Annotated in this window: 11 protein-coding genes; all 11 read right to left on the minus strand. The window is 65.9% G+C overall.

Annotation, left to right across the window (positions count from 1 at the left end; translation table 11 throughout):
- Nucleotides 1-32: 32 nt before the first annotated feature.
- Nucleotides 33-1,223 (minus strand): elongation factor Tu, encoded by a 1,191-nt coding sequence (gene tuf, locus KOD61_RS10355; protein ID WP_215218602.1) that lies wholly within the window; start codon nucleotides 1,221-1,223, stop codon nucleotides 33-35.
- Between the two features lie 74 nt (nucleotides 1,224-1,297).
- A complete protein-coding gene (fusA, locus tag KOD61_RS10360) occupies nucleotides 1,298-3,388 on the minus strand; it encodes an elongation factor G (protein WP_215218603.1) in 2,091 nt (696 codons plus the stop codon).
- Between the two features lie 146 nt (nucleotides 3,389-3,534).
- Nucleotides 3,535-4,002, minus strand: a complete 468-nt coding sequence (gene rpsG, locus KOD61_RS10365) for a 30S ribosomal protein S7 (protein ID WP_036213436.1) — start codon at nucleotides 4,000-4,002, stop codon at nucleotides 3,535-3,537.
- 12 nt (nucleotides 4,003-4,014) lie between these two features.
- Entirely contained in the window at nucleotides 4,015-4,389 is a 375-nt protein-coding gene (gene rpsL / locus KOD61_RS10370; RefSeq protein ID WP_036213440.1) for a 30S ribosomal protein S12, read from the minus strand.
- Nucleotides 4,390-4,656: 267 nt separating this feature from the next.
- The gene (gene rpoC / locus KOD61_RS10375) at nucleotides 4,657-8,874 is read right to left on the minus strand and encodes a DNA-directed RNA polymerase subunit beta' (protein ID WP_215218604.1); all 4,218 of its coding nucleotides are present in this window, start codon (nucleotides 8,872-8,874) and stop codon (nucleotides 4,657-4,659) included.
- A 91-nt stretch (nucleotides 8,875-8,965) separates the two neighbouring features.
- A complete protein-coding gene (gene rpoB / locus KOD61_RS10380) occupies nucleotides 8,966-13,135 on the minus strand; it encodes a DNA-directed RNA polymerase subunit beta (RefSeq protein ID WP_215218605.1) in 4,170 nt (1,389 codons plus the stop codon).
- Nucleotides 13,136-13,374: 239 nt separating this feature from the next.
- Nucleotides 13,375-13,746 carry a 50S ribosomal protein L7/L12 gene (gene rplL / locus KOD61_RS10385; protein ID WP_215218606.1) on the minus strand — a complete coding sequence of 124 codons (372 nt, stop codon included), beginning with the start codon at nucleotides 13,744-13,746 and terminating at the stop codon, nucleotides 13,375-13,377.
- A 73-nt stretch (nucleotides 13,747-13,819) separates the two neighbouring features.
- Complete coding sequence (gene rplJ / locus KOD61_RS10390; RefSeq protein WP_215218607.1) at nucleotides 13,820-14,347, minus strand: 50S ribosomal protein L10; 528 nt, start codon at nucleotides 14,345-14,347, stop codon at nucleotides 13,820-13,822.
- A 304-nt stretch (nucleotides 14,348-14,651) separates the two neighbouring features.
- Nucleotides 14,652-15,350, minus strand: coding sequence for a 50S ribosomal protein L1 (rplA, locus tag KOD61_RS10395; protein WP_215218608.1), 699 nt, complete (start codon nucleotides 15,348-15,350; stop codon nucleotides 14,652-14,654).
- A gap of 4 nt (nucleotides 15,351-15,354) precedes the next feature.
- On the minus strand, nucleotides 15,355-15,783 hold the full coding sequence (rplK, locus tag KOD61_RS10400; RefSeq protein ID WP_215218609.1) for a 50S ribosomal protein L11: 429 nt from the start codon (nucleotides 15,781-15,783) through the stop codon (nucleotides 15,355-15,357).
- A 202-nt stretch (nucleotides 15,784-15,985) separates the two neighbouring features.
- On the minus strand, nucleotides 15,986-16,588 hold the full coding sequence (gene nusG / locus KOD61_RS10405) for a transcription termination/antitermination protein NusG (RefSeq protein ID WP_215218610.1): 603 nt from the start codon (nucleotides 16,586-16,588) through the stop codon (nucleotides 15,986-15,988).

Genomic DNA, 16,588 nt, shown 5'->3' on the forward strand with positions numbered 1-16,588 from the left:
GCATTCAACCCGGGCGGTGGCCCGGATCGGCATTACTTGATGATCTTGGAGACCACGCCGGCGCCGACGGTACGGCCGCCTTCGCGGATCGCGAAGCGCAGGCCTTCGTCCATGGCGATCGGGTTGATCAGCGAGACGACCATCTTCACGTTGTCGCCCGGCATCACCATCTCCACGCCTTCCGGCAGCTCCACCGCACCGGTGATGTCGGTGGTGCGGAAGTAGAACTGCGGACGGTAGCCCTTGAAGAACGGCGTGTGACGGCCACCCTCGTCCTTCGACAGCACGTACACCTCGCCTTCGAAGTCGGTGTGCGGCTTGATCGAACCCGGCTTGCACAGCACCTGGCCGCGCTCCACGTCGTCACGCTTGGTGCCGCGCAGCAGCAGGCCCGCGTTGTCGCCCGCCTGGCCCTGGTCCAGCAGCTTGCGGAACATCTCGACGCCGGTGACGGTCGTCTTGACGGTCGGACGGATGCCGACGATCTCGATTTCCTCGCCCACCTTGATCACGCCGCGCTCGATGCGGCCGGTCACCACGGTGCCGCGACCGGAGATCGAGAACACGTCCTCGACCGGCATCAGGAACGCCTTGTCCACGTCGCGCTCGGGCTCCGGGATCCAGCTGTCCAGCGCCTCCACCAGCTTGATGATCGCCGGCACGCCGATCTCCGACTGGTCACCTTCCAGCGCCTTCAGCGCCGAACCGTGGATGATCGGGGTATCGTCGCCCGGGAAGTCGTACTTGCTCAGCAGCTCGCGCACTTCCATCTCGACGAGCTCCAGCAGCTCGGCGTCGTCCACCATGTCGGCCTTGTTCAGGAACACCACGATGTACGGCACGCCCACCTGGCGGGCCAGCAGGATGTGCTCGCGCGTCTGCGGCATCGGGCCGTCCGCGGCCGAGCACACCAGGATCGCGCCGTCCATCTGCGCCGCACCGGTGATCATGTTCTTCACGTAGTCGGCGTGGCCCGGGCAGTCAACGTGCGCGTAGTGGCGCGTCGGGCTTTCGTATTCCACGTGCGAGGTCGAGATCGTGATACCACGGGCCTTTTCCTCAGGCGCCTTGTCGATCGCGTCGTAGGCGTGGAACTCACCACCGAAACGCTCCGCGCCGATCTTGGTCAGCGCTGCGGTCAGCGTGGTCTTGCCGTGGTCGACGTGACCGATCGTGCCGACGTTGACGTGCGGCTTGGTGCGCTCGAACTTACCCTTCGCCATGACTGCTTACCTCTGAACTATGTGTTGATCTTGTCGGGGGAAGAACCGGCGCCACCCGGCGCCGGATCCGTACATCAGTTCTTTTTGACCACTGCTTCGGCGATGTTGGTCGGCGCCTCGGCGTAGTGGTCGAACTCCATCGAGTAGGTCGCGCGGCCCTGCGACATCGAGCGCAGCGTGGTCGCGTAGCCGAACATCTCGCCCAGCGGGATCATCGCGTTGATGATCTTGCCCGACGGGCTGTCGTCTTGGCCCTGCAGGATGCCGCGGCGACGGCTCACGTCGCCCATCACGTCGCCGAGGTAATCCTCGGGGGTGACGATCTCGACCTTCATCATCGGCTCGAGCAGGCACGGGTTGGCCTTGTTGAAGCCTTCCTTGAACGCCATGGAGCCGGCGATCTTGAACGCCATTTCGGACGAGTCGACCTCGTGGTACGAACCATCGACGAGGCGGATCTTGACGTCGACAACCGGGTAACCGGCGAGCACGCCGTTGGCCACGGCTTCCTGGATACCCTTGTCGACGGCCGGGATGTATTCCTTCGGCACGACACCACCGACGATCGCGTTCTCGAACTCGTAGCCCGCGCCCGGCTCCTGCGGGATCATTTCGATCCACACGTGGCCGAACTGGCCCTTGCCGCCCGACTGGCGGACGAACTTGCCTTCGACCTTGACCTGCTTGCGGATGGTCTCGCGGTAGGCCACCTGCGGCTTGCCGACGTTGGCCTCGACGTTGAACTCGCGCTTCATGCGGTCAACGATGATGTCCAGGTGCAGCTCGCCCATGCCGGCGATGATGGTCTGGCCCGACTCCTCGTCGGTACGCACGCGGAAGGACGGGTCCTCCTGCGCCAGGCGGCCGAGGGCGATGCCCATCTTTTCCTGGTCCGACTTGGTCTTGGGCTCCACCGCCATCGAGATGACCGGCTCCGGGAAGACCATCCGCTCGAGGGTGATCACAGCGTCCTGCGCGCACAGGGTGTCACCGGTGGTGACGTCCTTCAGGCCGACGGCCGCGGCGATGTCGCCGGCGCGGACTTCCTTGATCTCCTGGCGATCGTTGGAGTGCATCTGCAGCAGACGGCCGACGCGCTCCTTCTTCATCTTGACCGGGTTGTACACCTGGTCACCGGAGTTCAGCACGCCCGAGTACACCCGGAAGAAGGTCAGCGAGCCGACGAACGGGTCGGTCATGATCTTGAACGCCAGGGCCGAGAACTTCTCCTCGTCCGAGGCCTTGCGGGTGACTTCCTTCTCGTCCTCGTCGACGCCCTGCACGGCCGGCACGTCGACCGGCGACGGCAGCAGCTGGATGACGCCGTCGAGCATGGCCTGCACGCCCTTGTTCTTGAACGCGGTACCGCAGAACACCGGGACGATCTCGGTCTTCAGGGTGCGCGCGCGCAGGCCGGCGATGATCTCGGCCTCCGACAGCTCACCGTCGTTGAGGTACTTGTCCATCAGCTCTTCGGACGCCTCGGCGGCGGCCTCGACCATGAACGCACGCGCTTCGGTGGCCTTGTCGGCCAGCTCGGCCGGGATCTCGCCGTACTCGAACACGGTGCCCTGGGACGCGGTGTCCCAGTGGATGCGCTTCATCTTGAGCAGGTCGATCACGCCGTCGAAGCCGTCCTCGGCACCGACCGGCACCTGCATCGGCACCGGGTAGGCACCCAGGCGCGACTTCAGCTGGCCGACGACCTTGTCGAAGTTGGCGCCCGTGCGGTCCATCTTGTTGACGAACGCGAGGCGCGGAACTTCGTACTTGTTGGCCTGGCGCCAGACGGTCTCGGACTGCGGCTGCACGCCACCGACCGCACACAGCACGAACACCGCGCCGTCGAGCACGCGCAGCGAACGCTCCACCTCGATGGTGAAGTCGACGTGCCCGGGGGTGTCGATGATGTTGAAGCGGTGCTCGGGCAGGGTCTTGTCCATCCCCTTCCAGAACGCCGTGGTGGCCGCCGACTGGATGGTGATGCCGCGCTCCTGCTCCTGCTCCATCCAGTCCATCGTCGCGGCGCCGTCATGCACCTCGCCGATCTTGTGGCTGACACCGGTGTAGAACAGGATGCGTTCGGACGTGGTGGTCTTGCCGGCATCGATGTGGGCCATGATGCCGAAGTTGCGGTAACGCTCGATGGGAGTGGTGCGAGCCACGGGACCCTCTCGTATTTTATGGTTTCCAAATGGCCGGACGCCGCCTGACGGCGGCCTCCGGTTCGCGTGGCGGCCGGGGCCGCCGCGGCAGCGCGGCTATCGCGCTGCGTGAGGGTCCCGGCGCGTCTGGGCCGGGACGTCTCGGATCACCAGCGGTAGTGCGCGAACGCCTTGTTCGCTTCCGCCATGCGGTGGGTCTCTTCGCGCTTCTTGATCGCGCCGCCACGACTTTCCGAGGCATCGATCAATTCGGCGGCAAGCTTGCGCGGCATGCTGTTCTCCCCGCGCTTGCGGGCGGACTCGATCAGCCAGCGCATCGCCAGCGCCATGCGTCGCGAGGCGCGCACTTCGACCGGCACCTGGTAGGTGGAGCCACCAACGCGGCGCGACTTGACCTCGACCGCCGGGGAGATGTTGCTCAGCGCCTTCTCGACAACCTCGAGCGGATTGGGGTTCTTCTCCCCGATCACGTCCATCGCGCCGTAGACGATCTTCTCGGCGACCGACTTCTTGCCGCTGTACATGACCATGTTGATGAAGCGCGCGATGGTCTCGCTGCCGTGCTTGGGATCAGGCAGGACCGAACGCTGCGGGGTGGAGCCTTTACGCGACATGTTGCGGATTCCTTAGGACTTCGGGCGCTTGGCGCCGTACTTGGAGCGACGCTGGCGACGCTTGGCGACGCCGGCGGCGTCGAGCGAACCGCGAACGGTGTGGTAACGGACGCCCGGCAGGTCCTTGACGCGACCGCCGCGGATCAACACCACCGAGTGCTCCTGCAGGTTGTGACCCTCACCACCGATGTACGAGATGACCTCGTAACCGTTGGTCAGGCGAACCTTGGCCACCTTGCGCATCGCCGAGTTCGGCTTCTTCGGGGTGGTGGTGTAGACACGGGTGCAAACACCCCGGCGCTGCGGGCAGTTCTCCAGCGCCGGCGAGGCGCTCTTGTACGTGGCCGCCTGCCGCGGTTTGCGGACCAGCTGATTGATCGTCGCCATCTGAACTCTTCTGAGGAGAAGGCCCGCGCGGAATGCGGACCCTGTTGAAAACGAACGGCAAGCCGAATGCACCCGGCCGACCGAGACGGAAAAGTATAGCCCGCGCCAGACGTCTCCGTCAACGCGAGCCAGGTTACGGATTGCAGGGAGCGCCGAGCGCCCCCCGCTTCCATTGGTTCCCGCCCATCCGTGGGCCCAACACGAGGCGCTCCGTGCGCCTCATTTGGTGATCTGGGCGGCCCGGCGTACGGGCCGCGGACGCCACGGTTACGTGGCGCTGGATTCCTCGCCCGCATCGGCGACGTCGGCCGTTTCGGCGGTGACCGGCGCGGACAGCGCCTCCATCTCCGAATCGGTGAGCCCCGAGGCGTTCTTGCGGCGCTGCGTATGGTACGCCAGGCCGGTACCGGCCGGGATCAGGCGGCCGACGATGACGTTCTCCTTGAGGCCACGCAGGCCGTCACGGGTACCGCGCACGGCGGCCTCGGTGAGGACGCGGGTGGTCTCCTGGAACGATGCCGCCGAGATGAACGACTCGGTCGCCAGCGAGGCCTTGGTGATGCCCAGCAGCACCGGATCGTACTGCGGCACGATCTCGTTGCGGCCGGCCACGCGCGCGGCTTCCTCGACGTAACGCTGGCGCTCGACCTGCTCGCCATGCAGGAACTTGCTGTCGCCCTGGTCGGTGATCTCGACCTTGCGCAGCATCTGGCGAACGATCACCTCGATGTGCTTGTCGTTGATCTTCACGCCCTGCAGGCGGTAGACATCCTGGATCTCCTTGGTGAGGTAGACCGCCAGCGGCTCCACGCCGAGCAGGCGCAGGATGTCCTGCGGGCTCGGCTCGCCGTCCACCACGGTCTCGCCCTTCTCCACGTGCTCGCCTTCGAACACGATGATCTGGCGGTACTTGGGGATCAGCTCCTCGTGCTCGTTGCCGTCGGCGTCCTTGATGATCAGGCGCTGCTTGCCCTTGGTGTCCTTGCCGAAGCTGACGATGCCCGAGCGCTCGGCCAGGATCGCGGGGTCCTTCGGCTTGCGCGCCTCGAACAGGTCGGCCACGCGCGGCAGACCACCGGTGATGTCGCGGGTCTTGGACGCTTCCTGCGGGATCTTGGCGACCACGTCACCCACGCCGACCGCGGCGCCGTCCTGCAGGTTGACGACCGAGCGCGGCGGCAGCTGGTACTGCGCCGGCAGGTCGGTGCCCGGGATGTTCAGGTCGTTGCCGTTCTTGTCGACGATGCGGACGATCGGACGCAGGTCCTTGGCGGCCGAACCGCGACGCTTGGGATCGGTGATCTCGCGCGAGGCCAGGCCGGTCAGCTCGTCGGTCTTCTCGATCACGGTCACGCCCTCGACGAAGTCGATGAAGCGGATGAAACCGGCGACTTCCGAGACGATCGGGTGGTTGTGCGGATCCCAGTTGGCGACCTGCTGGCCGGCCTTGATCTCCGCGCCGTCCTTGACCGCGACGGTCGCACCGTACGGCAGCTTGTAACGCTCGCGCTCGCGGCCGTGCGCGTCCAGCACCGACAGCTCGCCCGAGCGCGACACCGCGACGAAGTGGCCGTTGGTGTGCTCGACGTGCTTGAGGTTGTTGAACTTGATCGAACCGGTGGTCTTGACCGTCACGTTGTCGATGGCCGCCGCACGCGACGCCGCGCCACCGATGTGGAAGGTACGCATGGTCAGCTGGGTGCCCGGCTCGCCGATCGACTGCGCGGCAACCACGCCGACCGCCTCGCCGAGGTTGACGATGTGGCCGCGGCCCAGGTCACGCCCGTAGCAGTGGGCGCAGACGCCGAACGACGACTCGCAGGTAATGGTCGAGCGGACCTTGATGGACTGCACGCCGGCGTCCTCGAGGCGCACCACCCACTGCTCGTCGAGCAGGGTGTTGCGGGTGACGATCGGGTCCTCGTCGTTGCCCGGCAGGAACACGTCCTCGGCCACGATGCGGCCCAGCACGCGGTCGCGCAGCGGCTCGACCACGTCGCCGCCTTCGACGATCGGGGTCATGGTGAGCCCGTCCATCGTGCCGCAGTCGGTCTCGGTGATCACCACGTCCTGCGCCACGTCGACCAGGCGACGGGTCAGGTAACCGGAGTTGGCGGTCTTGAGCGCCGTATCGGCCAGGCCCTTTCGCGCACCGTGGGTCGAGATGAAGTACTGCTGGACGTTCAGGCCTTCGCGGAAGTTCGAGGTGATCGGGGTCTCGATGATCGAGCCGTCCGGCTTGGCCATCAGGCCACGCATGCCGGCCAGCTGGCGGATCTGCGCCTGCGAACCACGCGCGCCGGAGTCGGCCATGATGTAAACCGAGTTCATCGACTTCTGCGCGACCTGCTTGCCCTCGGCATTGGTCACCGTCTCGGTGCCGATCGCGTCCATCATCGCCTTGGCCACGCGCTCGTTGGTGCGCGACCAGATGTCGACCACCTTGTTGTAGCGCTCCCCGGCGGTGACCAGGCCGGACTGGTACTGCTCCTGGATCTCCAGCACCTCGGCCTCGGCCTCGGCGAGGATGCCCTTCTTCTCGTCCGGGATGGTCATGTCGTCGATGCCGATCGAGACACCGGCACGCGTCGCGTAGGCGAAGCCGGTGTACATCAGCTGGTCGGCGAACACGACCGTGTCCTTCAGGCCGAGCATGCGGTAGGAGGAGTTGATCAGGCGGCTGATGTTCTTCTTGGTCAGCTCGACATTGGCCAGCGCGAACGGCAGGCCGTCAGGCAGGATCTCGCGCAGCAGCGCGCGCCCGACCGTCGTGTCGACGATCGAGGTCTTCTCCTCGCTGGTGCCGTCCTCGTTGCGCACCGTCTCGGTGATGCGCACCTTGACCTTGGCGTGCAGCTGCACGACGCGGTTGTCATAGGCGCGCTTGACCTCGGCGACGTTGGCGAACGCCATGCCCTCGCCCGCCTTGTTCTCCAGCGCGCGGGTCATGTAGTACAGGCCCAGCACGACGTCCTGCGACGGCACGATGATCGGCTCGCCGTTGGCCGGCGACAGGATGTTGTTGGACGCCATCATCAGCGCGCGCGCTTCCAGCTGGGCTTCCAGCGAGAGCGGCACGTGGACGGCCATCTGGTCACCGTCGAAGTCGGCGTTGAACGCGGTGCAGACCAACGGGTGCAGCTGGATCGCCTTGCCCTCGATCAGCACCGGCTCGAACGCCTGGATGCCGAGGCGATGCAGGGTCGGGGCGCGGTTGAGCAGCACCGGGTGCTCGCGGATCACCTCTTCGAGGATGTCCCACACCTCGGCCTCTTCACGCTCGACCAGCTTCTTGGCGGCCTTGATCGTGGTGGCCAGGCCACGGCGCTGCAGCTTGGCAAAGATGAACGGCTTGAACAGCTCGAGCGCCATCTTCTTGGGCAGGCCGCACTGGTGCAGCTTGAGGTACGGGCCGACCACGATGACCGAACGGCCCGAGTAGTCCACGCGCTTGCCGAGCAGGTTCTGGCGGAACCGGCCCTGCTTGCCCTTGATCATGTCGGCCAGCGACTTGAGCGGACGCTTGTTGGTGCCGGTGATGGCGCGGCCACGGCGGCCGTTGTCCATCAGCGCGTCGACCGACTCCTGCAGCATGCGCTTCTCGTTGCGCACGATGATGTCGGGCGCGTTGAGCTCCAGCAGGCGGCGCAGGCGGTTGTTGCGGTTGATGACGCGGCGGTACAGGTCGTTGAGGTCGGAGGTCGCGAAGCGGCCACCGTCCAGCGGCACCAGCGGACGCAGGTCCGGCGGCAGCACCGGCAGCACCGTCATGATCATCCACTCCGGGCGGTTGCCGGACTCGATGAACGCCTCGACCAGCTTGATCCGCTTGGTCAGTCGCTTGAGCTTGGTTTCCGAACCGGTGGCGGCGATGTCTTCCTTCAGCTGCACCATCTCGGACTGCAGGTCGATCGTGCGCAGCAGGTCGTAGACCGCCTCGGCGCCCATCGCGGCCTCGAAGTCGTCGCCATGCTCCTGGCGCGCCTGCATGTACTGCTCTTCATTGAGCAGCTGGCCGCGCTCGAACGGGGTCAGGCCCGGCTCGGTGACGACGAACGCCTCGAAGTACAGGATGCGCTCGATGTCGCGCAGGGTCATGTCCAGCATCAGGCCGATGCGCGAGGGCAGCGACTTGAGGAACCAGATGTGCGCAACCGGCGAGGCCAGGTCGATGTGGCCCATGCGCTCGCGACGGACCTTGGCCAGGGTGACCTCGGTGCCGCACTTCTCGCAGACCACGCCGCGGTGCTTCATGCGCTTGTACTTGCCGCACAGGCACTCGTAGTCCTTGATCGGACCAAAGATGGCCGCGCAGAACAGGCCATCGCGCTCGGGCTTGAACGTGCGGTAGTTGATGGTCTCCGGCTTCTTGACTTCGCCGAAGGACCACGAACGGATCAGGTCCGGCGACGCGAGCGCGATCTTGATCGCGTCGAAGTCGAGCGCGGGACGCTGCTGGTTGAACAGGTTGAGCAGGTCTTTCATTTTCTGTCTCCGCAGAGGAGTAAATCGTCGAAGGGCTGTCGGTCACCAAGGGATCGGGGAGCGCGCGTCACGCGGCGCTCCCCGGCCCGGCTCAGGTCTCTTCCAGCTCCATGTTGATCGCGAGCGAGCGGATCTCCTTCACCAGTACGTTGAAGGACTCCGGCATGCCGGCGACCATCTCGTACTCGCCGTCGACGATGTTCTTGTACATCTGGTTACGGCCCTGCACGTCGTCGGACTTCACCGTCAGCATTTCCTGCAGGGTGTAGGCCGCGCCGTAGGCTTCCAGCGCCCAGACTTCCATTTCGCCGAAACGCTGGCCGCCGAACTGCGCCTTGCCGCCCAGCGGCTGCTGGGTGACGAGCGAGTACGGACCGGTCGAACGCGCGTGCATCTTGTCGTCGACCAGGTGGTTCAGCTTCAGCATGTGCATGTAGCCGACCGTCACCTCGCGCTCGAAGGCCTCGCCGGTGCGACCGTCGTGCAGCACGGTCTGGCCGCTCTCGGGCAGGTCGGCCAGGCGCAGCATCGCCTTGAGCTCGGACTCCGCCGCGCCGTCGAACACCGGGGTGGCCATCGGCACGCCGTCGGTGAGGTTCTGCGCGAGGGTCAGCAGTTCCTTGTCGCTGAACTGCTTGAGGTCGACGCGCTCGCCCTGCAGCTTGTGGTCGTGGTTGTAGATCTCGTCGAGGAACTTGCGCAGCTCGGCCACCTTGGCCTGCGCCTCGAGCATCCGCTGGATCTTCTGGCCCAGGCCCTTGGCGGCCCAGCCCAGGTGGACCTCGAGGATCTGCCCGATGTTCATACGCGACGGCACGCCCAGCGGGTTGAGGACGATGTCGACGGTCTGGCCATCGGCCATGTACGGCATGTCCTGCACCGGCACGATGGTCGACACGACACCCTTGTTGCCGTGGCGGCCGGCCATCTTGTCGCCCGGCTGGATGCGGCGCTTAACAGCGAGGAAGACCTTGACCATCTTGAGGACGCCCGGGGCGAGGTCGTCACCCTGGGTGATCTTGCCGCGCTTGTCGGCGAACCGGCGCTCGAACTCCTGCTCGTGCGCGGCGATCTGCTTCTGCGCGCGCTCGATCGCCTCGACCGCTTCCTCGTCCTTCATGCGCAGGCTGAACCAGTCCTTCCGGCTCAGGCCATCGAGCACCAGCGAAGTGACGGTTTCGCCCTTCTTGAGGCCGGCACCGCCATTGGCGGTCTTGCCGATCAGCTGGCTGCGCAGGCGGTCGTAGATCGCCGCCTCGAGGATGCGGAACTGGTCGTCGAAGTCCTTCTTGACGCGGCGGACCTCGGACTCCTCGATCTGCTTGGCGCGCTTGTCCTTCTCGATTCCGTCGCGGGTGAAGACCTGCACGTCGATGACGGTGCCGTCCATGCCCGGCGGCACGCGCAGCGAGCTGTCCTTAACGTCGGACGCCTTCTCACCGAAGATCGCCCGCAGCAGCTTCTCTTCCGGGGTCAGCTGGCTCTCACCCTTCGGCGTGACCTTGCCGACCAGGATGTCGCCGGCCCGGACCTCGGCACCGATGTACACCACGCCCGACTCGTCGAGGCGGTTGAGGGCCTGCTCGGAGACGTTCGGGATGTCGGCGGAGATTTCCTCCGGCCCGAGCTTGGTGTCGCGGGCGACCGCGGTCAGCTCCTCGATGTGGATCGTGGTGTAGCGGTCTTCCTGGACCACGCGCTCGGACAGGAGGATGGAGTCCTCGAAGTTGTAGCCGTTCCACGGCATGAACGCGACCAGCATGTTCTGGCCCAGCGCGAGCTCGCCGATGTCGGTCGAGGGACCGTCGGCCAGCACGTCGCCGCGCGCGACCACGTCACCGACATTCACCAGCGGGCGCTGGTTGATGCAGGTGTTCTGGTTGGAGCGCGTGTACTTGATCAGGTTGTAGATGTCGACGCCGGCATCGGTCTCACCTGAGATCTCGTCCTCGTTGGCCTTGACCACGATGCGGCCTGCGTCGATCTGCTCGATCACGCCGCCACGGCGAGCGTTGACGGTCACGCCGGAGTCGCGCGCCACGGCACGCTCGATGCCGGTGCCGACCAGCGGCTTCTGCGCACGCAGCGTCGGCACGGCCTGGCGCTGCATGTTGGCGCCCATCAGCGCACGGTTGGCGTCATCGTGCTCGAGGAACGGCACCAGCGCGGCGGCCACCGACACGGTCTGCATCGGCGAGACGTCCATGAAGTGGATCTCGCTCGGCGGCTTGAGCAGGTTCTCACCCTGGTAGCGGCAGGCGACGAACTGGGCCGACAGCTTGCCCTTCTCGTCCTGGGTCGCGTTGGCCTGGGCGATGACGTACTCGTTCTCCTCGATCGCCGACAGGTACTCGACGTCGTCGGTGACCTTGCCGTCCACCACCTTGCGGTACGGCGTCTCGAGGAAGCCGTAGCTGTTGGTGCGGGCGAACACGGCCAGCGAGTTGATCAGGCCGATGTTCGGGCCTTCAGGCGTTTCGATGGTGCAGACGCGGCCGTAGTGGGTCGGGTGCACGTCGCGCACTTCGAAGCCGGCGCGCTCACGGGTCAGGCCGCCCGGGCCGAGGGCCGAGACGCGACGCTTGTGGGTCACTTCCGAGAGCGGGTTGTTCTGGTCCATGAACTGGGACAGCTGCGAGGAGCCGAAGAACTCCTTGATCGCGGCGGCCACCGGCTTGGCGTTGATCAGCTCCTGCGGGGTCAGGCCTTCGGACTCGGCCATCGACAGGCGCTCCTTGACCGCGCGCTCCACGCGGACCAGGCCGACGCGGAAGGTGTTCTCGGCCATTTCGCCGACCGAACGCACGCGGCGGTTGCCGAGGTGGTCGATGTCGTCCACCACGCCACGGCCGTTGCGGATCTCGGTCAGGACCTTGATCACGTCGAGGATGTCGGAACCTTCACCGCACTCGGCGGCCAGACGCTTGGACTCCTCGTCCTTGCGCTCGCCGTAGTACTTGGCGTCGTATAGCACCGAAGCGCCGGTGGTTTCCTTGCGGCCGATGCGGCGGTTGAACTTCATCCGGCCGACGGCCGACAGGTCGTAGCGGTCGAAGGTGAAGAACAGGTTGTGGAACAGGTTCTGCGCGGCGTCCTTGGTCGGCGGCTCGCCCGGACGCATCATCCGGTAGATCTCGACCAGCGCCTCGAGCTGGGTCTTGCTCGGGTCAATGCGCAGGGTGTTGGAGATGAACGGACCGCGGTCCAGGTCATTGACCCAGATGGTGCCGACGGTCTCGATGCCTGCCTTGCGCAGGGCCTCGAGCTGCTCCTCGGTGATCTCGTCGTTGGCGTTCGCGATCAGCTCGCCGGTGCCCGCGTCGACCACGTCGTGCGACAGGATGCGGCCGACCAGGTAGGCGTCGGGCACGGCCAGCGCTTCGATGCCGGAGGCCTCGAGCTGCTTGACGTGGCGCGCAGTGATGCGGCGGCCGGCCTCGACGATGACCTTGTCGCCATCGGCCAGGTCGAAGTCGAGGGTCTCGCCGCGCAGGCGCTCGGGCACCAGCTCCAGCTGCACGCCTTCCTTCGGGTCGATGTGGAAGGTGTTGACCTCGAAGAACTCGGCCAGCATCTCTTCGTTGTTGTAGCCCAGCGCGCGCAGCAGCACGGTCACCGGCAGCTTGCGGCGACGGTCGATACGGGTGAACAGCGCGTCCTTCGGGTCGAACTCGAAGTCCAGCCACGAGCCGCGGTACGGGATAATGCGGGCGCTGTACAGCAGCTTGCCCGAGCTGTGGGTCTTGCCGCGGTCGTGGTCGAAGAACACGCCCGGGCTGCGATGCAGCTGCGAGACGATGACGCGCTCGGTGCCATTGACGATGAAGGTGCCGTTCTCGGTCATGAGCGGGATCTCGCCCATGTAGACCTCCTGCTCCTTCACGTACTTGATGGCCTTGGTCGACGACTCGCGGTCGTAGATCACCAGGCGCACGGTGACGCGCAGCGGTGCGCCGTAGCTCATGCCACGGGTACGACACTCGCGCTCGTCGAACGCGGGTTCGCCCAGCTTGTAGCCCACGTACTCCAGCGCGGCGTTGCCGCTGTAGCTCGAAATCGGGAACACCGACTTGAGCGCGGCGTGCAGGCCACGGTCCTCGCGCTTGGCGGGATCGGTGTGCTCCTGCAGGAACGCGCGGTACGAGTCGACCTGGATGGCGAGCAGGAAGGGCACTTCGAGGATGGACTTGCGCTTGCCGAAGTCCTTGCGGATGCGCTTCTTCTCGGTGAACGAATAATTCGTCGTGGAAGCTGTGGTCATGGTGCTACCGCCTCGTCTTTGCGGGCCGCGCGTCCGCGGCCCCGGGGGAATACGTAAGCTGCTACTTGGAAGTCGCTGGTATTGCCGGCACCAGCACGCCATCTCCCGCTACTTCCAGCTAACAGCTCGTCTCGGGTGGAACCAGTTCCGCACGGGAACTGCAACAACGGCCAAAGGCCGGGGGCTTACGCCCCCAGCCTCAGGTGGTCGCCGATAACGCCTGGCGACGCAAGTACGGCTTACTTCAGCTCGACGGTCGCGCCGGCGGCCTCGAGGTCCTTCTTGAACTTCTCGGCGTCTTCCTTCGAAGCGGCTTCCTTCACCATGCCGCCGGCCTCGGCCAGGTCCTTGGCTTCCTTCAGGCCCAGGCCCGTGATGGCGCGGACGGCCTTGATGACCTCGACCTTCTTCGCGCCGGCTTCCTTCAGGATGACGTCGAACTCGGTCTGCTCCTCGGCCGGGGCGGCGGCGGCGGCGGCGCCACCGGCCATCATGACCGGGGCGGCGGCGGTGACGCCGAACTTCTCTTCGATGGCCTTCACCAGCTCCATCACTTCCATCAGCGACTTGGCGGCGACGGCCTCGACGATCTGCTCGTTGGACAGGGACATTTTGATTACCTCTGGAAAATATTGTTCGAGATCAGTGATCTTGCGAAACGGTTAGTAGAGTCGCCTGCGTGGATCAGGCTTCGGCGGCGGCTTCGGCGGGGGCGGCTTCGCCACCACCCTGCTGGTCGGCCACGGCCTTGACGACGCGGGCAAACATCGAGGCCGGCTCGGCCAGGACGCGGGCCAGCATGGACAGCGCCTGCTCGCGGGTCGGCAGCGATGCCAGCACGTCGACGTGGGCGGCCGGCAGCAACTTGCCTTCCACCGCGACGAGACGGGCCTGCAACTTGTCGTTGCCCTTGGCGGCTTCCTTGATCAGGCGCCCGGCAGCACCGGGTTCCTCCAGCGAGAACGCGTACAGCAGCGGACCGGTCAGGGCGTCCTTGACGACCTCGAACTCGGTACCGACCACGGCGCGCGAGGCCAGCGTGTTCTTGACAACCTTCAAGTACACGCCGGTTTCGCGGGCCGTCTTGCGCATCGCGGTCATCTGACTGACCGTGGTGCCCGCGTACTCGGCTGCGACCAAGGAGTGGGCCTTGGCGGCGATGTCTGCCAGCTCGGCGACTACTTCTTGCTTCTGGGACAGATTGAGAGCCATTGCACTCCTCCAATTGAATTCCGCTTACGGCTCCTGCCGTTCGCGGTCCTAGGCGACGCCGGTCCCTGGCATCGGGGACACCTTGCGGCGTCCCGGTGGCGGCCACTCCAGAAAAATTTTCCAGAAGGCACCATCTACGCAGGCCGACCCGAAGGTCCGGATTAAGCAGCCCCGTTTCCACCGACGGCGATTCCCTGCCAAGTCGAGCTTCCGTGCCCGTCGCCGGTAGGCGTTGACCGCACCTGCGGTCTTTGACGGCTATCGCCCGGACCGGGGCCCGGGCGATGCCCTCAAAATTTGTTGATTACTTCAGCACCAGGGTCGACTGGTCGACGGTGACGCCCGGGCCCATCGTCGAGCTGACCGAGACCTTCTGCAGGTACTGGCCCTTGGCGGTCGCCGGCTTGGCCTTGATCAGGTCCATCAGCAGCGCCTCGAGGTTGCCCTTCAGCGAGCCATCGTCGAAGTCGGCCTTGCCGATGGTGCAGTGGATGATGCCGGCCTTGTCGGTGCGGTAGCGGACCTGGCCACCCTTGGCGGCCTTGACGGCCTCCGCCGGGTTCGGCGACACGGTGCCGACCTTCGGGTTCGGCATCAGGCCACGCGGGCCGAGCACCTGGCCGAGCTTGCCGACCACGCGCATCGCATCCGGGGTCGCGATGACGACGTCGTAGTTGAGATCACCGGCCTGCATCTTCTCGGCCAGGTCGTCCATGCCAACGGCCTCGGCACCCGCGGCCAGGGCCTCGTCTGCCTTGGCGCCAGCCGGGGCGAACACCGCCACGCGGACCGACTTGCCGGTACCGGCGGGCAGCACGGTCGAGCCGCGCACCTGCTGGTCGGACTTCTTCGCATCCACGCCGAGGCGGACCGCGACGTCGACGGACTCGACGAACTTGGCCTTGGTGGCGGTCTTGATGATCTTGATCGCTTCGTCGAAGGCGTACGCCTTGCCCGGAACGACGGCGGCCTTGATGGCCTTCTCACGCTTGGTCATTGCCATCTTCTCAGCCCTCCACCGTCAGACCCATGCTGCGGGCGGAACCCGCAATCGTGCGCACCGCCGCTTCCAGCTCGGCCGCGGTCAGGTCCGCTTCCTTCGCCTTGGCGATCTCCTCGAGCTGGGCACGGGTGACCTTGCCCACCTTCTCGGTGTTGGGGCGCTTGGAGCCGGAGGTGACGCCGGCCGCCTTCTTGAGCAGCACGGTGGCCGGGGTGCTCTTGGTGATGAAGGTGAAGGTACGGTCGGAGTACGCGGTGATGATCACCGGCGTCGGCAGGCCGGGCTCGAGCTTCGAGGTGGCCGCGTTGAACGCCTTGCAGAACTCCATGATGTTCAGGCCGCGCTGGCCGAGGGCGGGGCCCACCGGCGGCGACGGATTGGCCTGACCGGCCTTGACCTGCAGCTTGATGTAGCCGATTACTTTCTTTGCCATCTGGTTTGCTCTCCGGGTGCAAGCGCCTGTTGTCAGGCTCCCCATCGGGCCGGGAAATCACGTGTCCCGGCGTTCACGTCGCACTTGCGCAAGCAGCCGCTCGGGGCGACCCGAACGGCTGTGGCGGCTTTCTGGCCACCCGGCGCTGACAGCGCAGCCGGGCAGTATACATTAGTTTTTCGGCGCGGGCGCGCCGGCCGGATCAGGCCTTCTCGACCTGGCCGAACTCAAGTTCGACCGGGGTTGAGCGGCCGAAGATCAGCACGGCCACGCGCAACCGGCTCTTCTCGTAGTTGATCTCTTCGACCACGCCGTTGAAGTCGTTGAACGGACCATCGGTGACACGGACCATCTCGCCGGGCTCGAACAACACCTTCGGCTTGGGCTTGGCCACGCCTTCCTGGACGCGGTTCAGGATCGCATCCGCCTCATGGTCGGCGATCGGCAGCGGACGGTCGGCGGTGCCGCCGATGAACCCCATGACCTTCGGGGTTTCCTTGATCAGGTGCCAGCTCTCGCTGTCGATCCGGGGGATGCCGTTCTCGTCATTGGTGGCGATCTGGACCAGCACGTAACCCGGGAAGAACTTTCGCTCGGAACGGCGCTTCTGGCCGGAGCGCATCTCCACCACTTCCTCGGTCGGCACGAGCACGTCGCCAAAGCGGTCCTGCATCTCGGCGCGCACGATGCGGTCGCGCAGCGCCTGCGCCACCGACTTCTCGAAGCCGGAATAGGCGTGCACCACGTACCAGCGGCGATTGCCGGCGGCGGGCTGGGCGTTGTCTGCGTTTTCCACGTCTGTCAT

The sequence above is a fragment of the Lysobacter luteus genome (assembly GCF_907164845.1).
Lineage (GTDB): Bacteria > Pseudomonadota > Gammaproteobacteria > Xanthomonadales > Xanthomonadaceae > Novilysobacter > Novilysobacter luteus.

What these genes read in the sequence shown, in the direction of transcription:
- rpsG (WP_036213436.1), bottom strand. Translation starts at nt 4,002, where the DNA reads ATGTCGCGTAAAGGCTCCACCCCGCAGCGTTCGGTCCTGCCTGATCCC.
- rplJ (WP_215218607.1), bottom strand. Translation starts at nt 14,347, where the DNA reads ATGGCTCTCAATCTGTCCCAGAAGCAAGAAGTAGTCGCCGAGCTGGCA.
- rpoB (WP_215218605.1), bottom strand. Translation starts at nt 13,135, where the DNA reads ATGACCACAGCTTCCACGACGAATTATTCGTTCACCGAGAAGAAGCGC.
- rplA (WP_215218608.1), bottom strand. Translation starts at nt 15,350, where the DNA reads ATGGCAATGACCAAGCGTGAGAAGGCCATCAAGGCCGCCGTCGTTCCG.
- tuf (WP_215218602.1), bottom strand. Translation starts at nt 1,223, where the DNA reads ATGGCGAAGGGTAAGTTCGAGCGCACCAAGCCGCACGTCAACGTCGGC.
- nusG (WP_215218610.1), bottom strand. Translation starts at nt 16,588, where the DNA reads ATGACAGACGTGGAAAACGCAGACAACGCCCAGCCCGCCGCCGGCAAT.
- rpsL (WP_036213440.1), bottom strand. Translation starts at nt 4,389, where the DNA reads ATGGCGACGATCAATCAGCTGGTCCGCAAACCGCGGCAGGCGGCCACG.
- rplK (WP_215218609.1), bottom strand. Translation starts at nt 15,783, where the DNA reads ATGGCAAAGAAAGTAATCGGCTACATCAAGCTGCAGGTCAAGGCCGGT.
- rpoC (WP_215218604.1), bottom strand. Translation starts at nt 8,874, where the DNA reads ATGAAAGACCTGCTCAACCTGTTCAACCAGCAGCGTCCCGCGCTCGAC.
- rplL (WP_215218606.1), bottom strand. Translation starts at nt 13,746, where the DNA reads ATGTCCCTGTCCAACGAGCAGATCGTCGAGGCCGTCGCCGCCAAGTCG.